This window comes from Mycobacterium sp. UM_Kg1 (assembly GCF_000972925.1).
Taxonomy (GTDB): domain Bacteria; phylum Actinomycetota; class Actinomycetes; order Mycobacteriales; family Mycobacteriaceae; genus Mycobacterium; species Mycobacterium hiberniae.
Window position 1 is genome coordinate 1 of the sequence record NZ_JRMK01000290.1, and the last position, 1,799, is coordinate 1,799.

Consider the following 1,799-nt stretch of genomic DNA (forward strand, 5'->3'; position numbering starts at 1 on the left):
GGGGGGGACGTCCTGGCGCTGCAACGCATCGCCGTCTCCGTGGCGCCGGCGTTACTACAGGCCGCTCTAGCTTTGATAGCGGCGATGCCCAAACCGGTTGCCGGAGCAGTGCGGACCGGCCTGGGTGCCCTGGGCAGCGTGGTCCACACATTCTCGAACTCCGATCAACGATGACCCCCGTCTTGTCTTGGCTGGCTTCAACCCTTACGTATTCTGGCCCGCAGCCGGTGGACGCCGATACGGTGCAGCCCCGACGCCGCAGAATCGTGGCGGTCACGATGGCACTGGGATCAACTCTGCTCGCGCTGTCGCTGACCCGCGTTCCCGGGGACTCCAGCTTTTACTGGCTGACTGCGGCGATGGCTGTTGTTTGGGGCGGAGGCGCCATCGTGTCCGGGCCGCTGCACCTGGGCTGGGTCGGCGTCTCCGGCCGGCGTCGCCGGCCGATTGTGCTGGGCCTTGGGCTCGGGGTGGTGGTCGCAGTGATATTTGTCGTCGGGGCGCTGGTGGCACGACAGATCGACGTGATCGCCGAACCGATCGGCAAAGTACTGACCTACGCGAATCACAGCAATCTGCCGGCCGTGGTGGCCATCACGCTGGCCAATGGCGTGGCTGAAGAGCTGTTCTTCCGCGGAGCTCTTTACAGCGCGCTGGGAGCTTCTCGGCCACTGCTGATTTCGAGTCTGCTCTACGTCGCGGCGACCTCGGCGTCAGGTAATCCGATGCTGGGCTTTGCCGCCGTAGTACTTGGTGCGGTCTGCGCAGTCGAGCGTAGCGCGACCGGTGGAGTTCTGGCTCCTGTTCTGACTCATCTGGTGTGGGGTTTGGTGATGGTTTTAGCGCTGCCTCCGCTGTTCAGAGGCTGAGTAGGCCAGGTCAAGTCCACCGACGTGGTGAACGACGTCGACGTGTGTTTCTTCGCGCTCGCGTTCCGGCGGCCAATGCCGCGCTCGCGCTGTCCTGTCCGACGGGGCGGCAAGGCTCCGCGCTTCGAGCCTCGGGTGTCCTTGCCTGCTCGCTCGGGCGCATGACGGGCGACGAAGACTGCTGCGGCATGTGACCTCGCCGCGGCGAGTGTCGCGCGGTCGCTTTCGCCATGGCTGCCCAAGTGCTGATGGCCCCCTATATCGTCGCTGAATCGATCCGTCACTTGTTCGGTGAATATCACGCTGACACCAGCATCATCGGGATCGTCCTGGCCGCGGCAGGTTTGCTCATCATGCCAGTTCTGGGGCGGGCCCAGCGCCTCCTTGGCGCACAGTTGGCCTCGGCGGCCACCGTTGGTTAAGGCGCGCAGAACTACCTGTGTGCGATCCAGGCTGCCGCAGTGTTGAGCGGCCTGGCAGTCACCGCCCACTGGCCCAGCGGCTGGTGGCTCGATCCCATCGGGCTCGCCGTAGCCGCCATCGCGGTCTGGCAAGGATTCCGGTCCTGGCGCGGCCAGGACTGCGGCTGCTGAGGCGCAGAACCCCAGCGCCCACCATACGATCAACGGCGAAAACGGCCGATGATGCGGCCCTATCCGTAGAGCAATAAGACGACCCGCGCTTGCTGACCAGACGGTGCCACGCCAGGAAGATCGACATGCGGACGGGTCAGATCAACAACTCAACTCAAACACCTCAACCCGTGTCGCAGGTGGCCAAGTCCCCCCCCCTCGGACACCACGTGACGCACCAGGTCATGAATCAGACCTGAATCGCGTCACCGCTTTACAGATCGCCCCGGCTCCTGCCGGGGTTTTTCTGTTGGTGCCCCCTGCGGCGCTCCCTACGATCGGTGTGACACGTGATCGG

Annotated in this window: 1 protein-coding gene and 1 pseudogene; both read left to right on the forward strand. The window is 64.8% G+C overall.

The window, feature by feature from the left end; genetic code table 11:
• Positions 1–170: 170 nt before the first annotated feature.
• A complete protein-coding gene (locus tag LI92_RS21115) occupies positions 171–869 on the forward strand; it encodes a CPBP family intramembrane glutamic endopeptidase (protein WP_052740889.1) in 699 nt (232 codons plus the stop codon).
• 245 nt (positions 870–1,114) lie between these two features.
• A pseudogene (locus LI92_RS21120) lies at positions 1,115–1,462 on the forward strand (cation diffusion facilitator family transporter); the annotation flags it as partial.
• Between the last annotated feature and the right edge of the window lie 337 nt (positions 1,463–1,799).